This window comes from Anaerophaga thermohalophila str. Valhall (assembly GCF_000250735.1).
In the GTDB taxonomy this organism is placed as follows: domain Bacteria; phylum Bacteroidota; class Bacteroidia; order Bacteroidales; family Marinilabiliaceae; genus Anaerophaga; species Anaerophaga thermohalophila_A.
The window spans coordinates 1-7,140 of sequence record NZ_AHZV01000222.1; the positions used below are offsets into that span (position 1 = coordinate 1).

General features: G+C 42.1%; 5 protein-coding genes. All 5 read left to right on the plus strand.

Translation table 11 applies throughout. The features are described 5' to 3' along the window. Positions 1 to 1,142: 1,142 nt before the first annotated feature. The 5 genes from OQ5_RS0112120 to OQ5_RS0112140 all read left to right on the plus strand — a co-directional run bounded on the left by OQ5_RS0112120 (position 1,143) and on the right by OQ5_RS0112140 (position 7,077). Positions 1,143 to 2,741 (plus strand): capsule assembly Wzi family protein, encoded by a 1,599-nt coding sequence (locus tag OQ5_RS0112120; RefSeq protein WP_016777745.1) that lies wholly within the window; start codon positions 1,143 to 1,145, stop codon positions 2,739 to 2,741. 79 nt (positions 2,742 to 2,820) lie between these two features. Continuing rightward, entirely contained in the window at positions 2,821 to 4,215 is a 1,395-nt protein-coding gene (locus tag OQ5_RS0112125; RefSeq protein WP_016777746.1) for a sugar transferase, read from the plus strand. Positions 4,216 to 4,227: 12 nt separating this feature from the next. After that, entirely contained in the window at positions 4,228 to 5,322 is a 1,095-nt protein-coding gene (gene wecB, locus OQ5_RS0112130) for a non-hydrolyzing UDP-N-acetylglucosamine 2-epimerase (protein WP_016777747.1), read from the plus strand. A 326-nt stretch (positions 5,323 to 5,648) separates the two neighbouring features. After that, positions 5,649 to 6,479 (plus strand): DUF4296 domain-containing protein, encoded by an 831-nt coding sequence (locus OQ5_RS0112135; protein WP_044107833.1) that lies wholly within the window; start codon positions 5,649 to 5,651, stop codon positions 6,477 to 6,479. Continuing rightward, positions 6,466 to 7,077: a hypothetical protein gene (locus tag OQ5_RS0112140; RefSeq protein WP_016777749.1), complete on the plus strand. Its 612-nt coding sequence runs from the start codon at positions 6,466 to 6,468 to the stop codon at positions 7,075 to 7,077. The genes OQ5_RS0112135 and OQ5_RS0112140 overlap by 14 nt, the downstream gene beginning before the upstream one ends. Positions 7,078 to 7,140 lie beyond the last annotated feature (63 nt).

The window sequence follows — 7,140 nt, forward strand, 5'->3', positions numbered from 1 at the left end:
CTGCTGAATAAGTCAGCAGCCCTATTTTAAATTTATATTTTATTGTCCTTTTTGGCATTGCCCCAAAAAGAACGAAAAAAGTCTGGTCCGTTTAAACCTATCCGCCCGCGAAAGCCAAAATTTCCGGCCATTGCGCAAGGCCTTGAAACGAGAGCATAGCTGTAATTTCTCAAACCAGCATAAAGACTTTCTATTGGAAATATTTGCGAGTTCAATACGACCTTAAAAAGAAATTTTTATCCGTATTAAAGTCGCCCATTTTGGCTTCCCGCTATCCGCCGGCCCGGAAAACGGACAGGCCACCGCGCCTTTTAACCAGGGAAAGTCCTTAAGCCTAAATAGTGTCTGTCCATAAAGTACCATTTGCTGTGTTACACTCGCCGCCAAAATACTCATTTACGAAAAGTAAACTCCGTTTTTGGCGGCTTCGCAAGCCTTGCAACTGGCACTTTCTGAACAGACACACATATTGTGAAAAAATTTTGCGAGTTTATAGACACGCACTAAATATATTCTTTTGAACAGTGATATTTCGACAATGAATCATCACAGGTGCAGACTTTTTGAAAGATTTACCTGAAAACCTTGCACTTTGAATGATATTATTGGCTATAATTAATTTATTATTAATCTTTTAATTGTTTTTCAGCAGGCCATAATTCTTAACCTTACTCAACCTTAACCTTAACCTTAACCTCAACCTTAACCTCAACCTCGACCTCAACCTTAACCTCTATTGGTCATTGGTCATTGAAAATTCTATCCTTCTAACTTCTCACCTTTCTACAATTACTCCATGCCCTATGCCCTCTGCTCTTTCCCCTCTGCCCAAGCCTGCTTCATTCACTCCGAATTCGGACACCGGCTGTTCACAATCGTACACTTACGGGATTTAGAAATTCATGAAATCAATCAACCACTGCCCTTTATACCAGCATATTACATATTGAAAAATTTAAAAATCCTTAAATTTCATGCCTGTTTCAGCTTTTGGCATGCTTTTCCCATGTATGGTTATTGGTTTAAAATTAAAAAATAGGACAATAAAGGGGCATTTGTTCAAACGTGAACAAGTGGCCCTTTTTTTATGGGAATTTCATAAATTAAAAGTATCTTCGCAAAAAATTTAACCCCCTTGCTCCATGACCGGTCAACAAACAAAACGATTAATCCTGGTTATTTCCCTAATCGCTCATTTTTTCCTGATCAAGATATCTGCGCAGCAAGATTCCCTGCATATTGAAGGAAAAACATCAGCCGAAACGATAGTACACAACGGAGAATTGCCCCCGCTATGGATGGTAGCTCTTAACAGCGGGCGTTGGCATAACTATGCAGGCAGTCAGTCGTTGATAGCCGCTTCTGCCGGAATAAACTGGCATCTGAAAAATAATTGGCGATTGAAAGCAGAAGCAGAAGGTAACCACACTACCGGATATAGTGACACGTACCTGCACACAGGAATGATTGGGGTACAATGGCACAACTGGAGCCTCTCTGCCGGGAAACATGTTTTCGATCCAATATTTACTGCCCCCAATCAGGGATCGGGAAGTTATATTTACGGCGACAATTATCGCCCTGTACCTCGTATAACTTTTGAGCTTTTTGAATACACCCCGGTTTCGTTTACAAACAATCTCTTTGAAGTACGTGGCGGAATTTCCCAGGGCTGGCTCCCGGATCAACAGTATGGCAGTGATGTTCTGCTCCATGAGAAATATGCTTACCTGCGAATTAAACTCGGGAAGTGGCAACCCTATGGTGGATTGAATCACTCAGCCCTGATGGGTGGAAAACGTATTGACGGAACCGATATTCCGGTCGATTTCTGGGCTACCTTTTTCGGAAAAGGAAGCGAAAAAATAGGCGGTGGCGATGCTACAAACGCTGCAGGAGCACACATGGGGCTTTATGACTTTGGTGCATATCTGAAAACCTCAAATGCAGAATTTCATTTTTATTACCAGATTCCTTTTTCTGATGGTTCGGGAAGTCTTTTCTGGCAGGGAAATCCCGACCATATACTGGGTATCGATTGGAAGCCGGAAAAAGTTCCATGGCTTAGCAACCTGACTATCGAATGGTTGCAAACTACCTATCAGAGCGGCAACGGAATGCCTGATCCGGGAATCCCGCGAGATATGAATGACGGACACTTCCTTCATTACAGTAATCTCGACAGTGAAGATATGCTTGATTTGTTTGGTATAGATAAAGAAAACTGGACGGAAGAAGAAATAATTAATGTACTAAAAAAAGAAGTCAACCATGGCAATGACTTCGGCGGTCGCGACGGTTACATGAACAACGGGATGTATCCTACGGGATGGAGCTACAAAGGTCATATTATGGGAAGTCCTTTCAACTTAACCGAAAAACAGTTAGAGGCCGTCCGTCCCGATATGGAATTCCATAGCAATGTGAATATAAAAAACGACAGATACAAGGGCCTTCACCTTGGAGCCAAAGGAAACGCCGGAACTCAACTGACCTGGCAAACCAAAATTACCTGGATACGCAATTTCGGCACTTATTTTGAACAATATCCCGGACGGTACACATGGGAAGAGACAGAAAATTACTGGTTCAAAGACGGAAGAGACCAGTGGTATACCATGCTGCAGTTCAACTGGGCACCTCAAAATACCAATCTGAATATAAATTTAGCCGTCGCCTATGATGGCGGTGAAATTTATCATTCAACCGGACTTAAAGCAGGACTACGCTACAATTTCTAAAGATGCTTTATATCATCCTCCGGGAGTTGTGAAAAAATACAAAAAAACATAAATTTGGTTCGCTTCATAAAGAGTGGATATGTTAAGAGAAAAAGCCAAAGTAGTCAACCGATTTCTGGCCATTGTTGACGTACTGATCGCGATTATCAGTTACAACCTGGCGGTATATATTGAACAGGGGTATCTTGAACCTCTGACCAATAAGGATTCCATAATTATTCATTTTCTCCTCATTTTTTTCTGGTACACTTTTGCCAGGGCTTTCCGGCTAAACCAACTTTACAGGTCGCGTCCCTATTCCATGGTTCTTTTTGGATGTATAAGTCTTGCGGTAGTTGGCACCTCCGCTTTAATTCTTTTTGTTTGGGTACTGGACCTTTATTCCATCGATTTTTCACGGCTATTGATGTTTGGAGGGATCAACCTGATGCTCACCTTTGGCATTAAAGTGCTCAACTATTCCTTTATGAAAGGGGCGCGTTCCAAAGGGTTTAACACACTCAACGTGGTTGTTATTGGTGACCACACGGCCAGATCCTTTTTGCGGCAAATGGTTAAAATGAAAGAGTGGGGGTACCGGGTATCAGCCATTATAGGAAATGAAGAACTGGAACAAGAATTTGGAGCCATCGCCCCTTTTCTTCCTGAAGACACCGATATAGAACAATTGCTCAGAGATAAAACCATCGACGAGATCATTTATTGCAAAGAGACGCCCACCATCAGAGAGATCGAAAGACTGTTGCAACTCACTTCCGAAGTGGGTGTCGTTTTCAGAATGTACTCTTCGTTTTTCAATATGCTTACCAACAAAACCCACCTTCATTATTTCGGCACAACTCCCATGCTGACCATATCCAACACACCGCTCAATTATCTCGAACTACGCGTTAAAGATGCATTCGACTTCTTGTTTTCGGCTTTTGTTGTTATCGTATTGTCCCCGGTTTATGTTTTACTGGCACTTGCTATTAAGATCGATTCCAAAGGCCCCGTCTTCTTCAAACAGAAAAGAGTAGGACTGCGTGGCAGAAAATTTATCGTGTATAAATTCCGGACAATGGTAACCAATGCAGAAGAACTGAAAGAAAAACTGATGCAACAGAATGAAATGGACGGACCGGTTTTCAAAATGACCAACGATCCACGCATTACAAGAGTAGGACGATTCCTGAGAAAAACAAGTCTGGATGAACTGCCACAGTTTTTTAATGTTCTCATCGGCGACATGTCAGTTATCGGGCCCAGGCCCCCACTCCCGGATGAAGTGCGCCAATACGAAAGATGGCAACTTAGGCGCCTTTCCATGAAACCCGGCATCACCTGTATCTGGCAGGTATCCGGACGTAACAATATTCCGTTCGACGAATGGATGAAAATGGACCTTGAGTACATCGACAACTGGTCCCTGAAACTTGATTTTATCATTTTTCTGAAAACCATCCGGACAATGATCCGTGGAGACGGGAAATAAAAGACTCTGCTTATGCAAAAAATTGTTCTTGTTGCCGGTGCCCGTCCCAATTTTGTAAAAATTGCACCACTGTGGCATGCTCTCTCCGGGTATGATAATATTGATGTGAAGATTGTACACACAGGACAACATTTTGATGAGGCCATGAGCCGTTTCTTTTTTGACGACCTGAAACTTCCTGTACCGCATTATAATCTTAACATCAACGGGGGTTCTCATGCCGAACAAACCGGGAAGATAATGGAACATTTCGATAAAGTGCTGGACCACGAAATGCCTCATGATGTAATTGTTACAGGCGATGTAAATTCAACCGTGGCCTGTGCGCTGGTGGCTGTCAAAAGGGGAATACGCACTTCTCATGTTGAGGCGGGACTGCGGAGTTTTGACCGTTCAATGCCTGAAGAGATCAACAGAATTGTAACCGACTCTGTTTCCGATCTTCTCTTTGTTTCCGAACCTTCAGGATTAACCAACCTCAAACATGAAGGCATTGACGGGGAAAAAATACATTTTATCGGCAATGTAATGATAGACAGTCTGATAAGCATCAACAGCCGCATCGATCATTCAAGAATACTGGAAAACATTGGAGTACAGGAGCATAAGTTTGGACTTGTTACTTTGCACCGTCCATCCAATGTGGATTCTACTTCACGATTGAAGGAACTAATAAGCTGGCTCCAGGAAACAGCCAATAATATTCCTGTTGTATTTCCTGTTCATCCGCGAACCGGTAAAAGGTTAGAGAAGATGTTCGCAGAAAATACAGCGATTCAGAATAATCATTCCAATTTAAAAATGATATCACCCCTTCGTTATATCGATTTTCAGAAGCTGTTAAAATCGGCACAATTTGTGATAACCGATAGTGGAGGCGTTCAGGAAGAAACTACGTGGCGGGGCGTTCCTTGCATTACACTCCGCAACAATACGGAGCGACCTGTAACCCTCGAATCCGGCACCAATTACCTGGCAGGAAATGATCTTAAACTGGCCGGATCAATCATTAACGATTGCATCGCAGGCAGGGCTAAACAGGGAAGAATTCCTGAACTTTGGGATGGAAAAGCCGCATCACGTATAGCAGAAATCATTGTTAGATAATTGTTAAACAATAGATCATCAGATTTTTAGATATAAGTATCCAACAGGCAGAAGGTAGAAGGCAGAAGGTAGAAGTAAAAAATTTTGTTCTTATTAAAATGCGATATTTCAAACAAAAGTCCGTTATGCTTTTGTAAAACGCTTTAGATTCAACTGGAAATATTCACGGGGTTTGTTTTGATAAAATGCATATTTTCAACGAGATACGAATCATCTTGTATCTTAAATCTAAAAATCTGACGATCTATTGTCAAAATTATATGGATTATCTTATATCTAAAAATCTAATGATCTATTAATTGACTGATCTGAAAACACAAACCAACATGCGAAATATACTGACTCATATAATTCTGTTACTTGTTGTTATATCCTGCAGCCCAAGGGAAAAAGTTCCGAAGGAATTTCCCGACGAGGATGAAATGGCCCAAATTCTGGCCGATTTGTATGTAGTTGAGAGCATCATCACACATGGCAGAAGAAGTGTAAACGATCAATTGGCGGATGACGAAATTCCGGGATACTATCGTAAGGTGCTGTCTGAGTATGATCTTTCGACCGAAGAATTTGACACCATTCGTGATTGGTATTCAGCTCATCCCTACCATTTTCAGAAAGTATACGACAAAGTAATTGTATTGCTAAGTGAGCATGAGGCCGAAGTTAACCGGCAAATCCAGGCAGAAGAGGAAAAAAAGGATACTACCCCCGTCATTCGGGATTTATGGGATGATGAACGGATTATGGCTGTAACACCTGATGACACTGTCAATCACCGATTGCCTTTTAAAATAGAAGTCGATTCAATAACCGGTGGACAAATAAGGTTATCGGCTGTTTACAAATTCCTCAGGGAGGACCTTTCACGCGAAGGCAAAACAATAGTAATTACACAATATGCCGACTCTACTGCCGATACCGTGTCGCATGATATTACGAAGACTTTTAAGAACAACCCGATAACACTTCACATGAATATTGATTCTGTAACACCACTGGTTGAAATATCGGGCTTTTTGTTTGATCATGACACATCTTTAGTCACTTCGGTTGAATTCAGCAACATCAGGCTGGAACATTTGGTGAGAAAAAACATGAGCAAATCTCCTGAAATGAAACCACTGAAACCATCCCCGGAAAGACATGATCTTCGATAAATTTGCCGCACATTATATGCTTACGCCCGGGGGCAAGCTGCTCAAATGGCCGGTGATAACCATCAGAAAAGACGGATTGATCATGAAAACCGAGTGGCATGAAGACCGTTTCAAAGAACAACATAGTGTACGGTTCAATTCGGGGATATTACTGCCTGCCTTCGTAGATATATGGTGGGAATATCCATCGGCCCAACTCCCGGAAACTTTGGAAAATATTCATTTTCATTTTCGTAACGGAACCATTCTTTTAGGCATTCCCGGAGCTTCAGCAACCCCGTGTTCAAAATCCAGGCAATCCCCGATTATAGTCCCCAACCGCCTAAAATACCCGCGACCGCAAGTATTTCCCGACCTGGGAAACGACAACCGCCTTTCACAATTTGAAAAAATCAAAAAGGTTTTATTGCACAATAAAAATATTTCTTTGTGCGAAATCCTGTCAGCAGCAACAGCGGAAGCTGCCCAGGCAGCCCGACGTCCTGAACTGGGACGCCTGGAACCTGGATGCTCACCAGGGTTACTATTACTGCAAAACGCTGATCTTGTTAATCTGCAAATTACCGCTCAATCCACCATAAAGTGGCTGAATATTTAGTTTCCGTCCATAAAGTGCCATTTACTGTGTTACGCTCGTCCGAAAATTACTCATTTACGATGA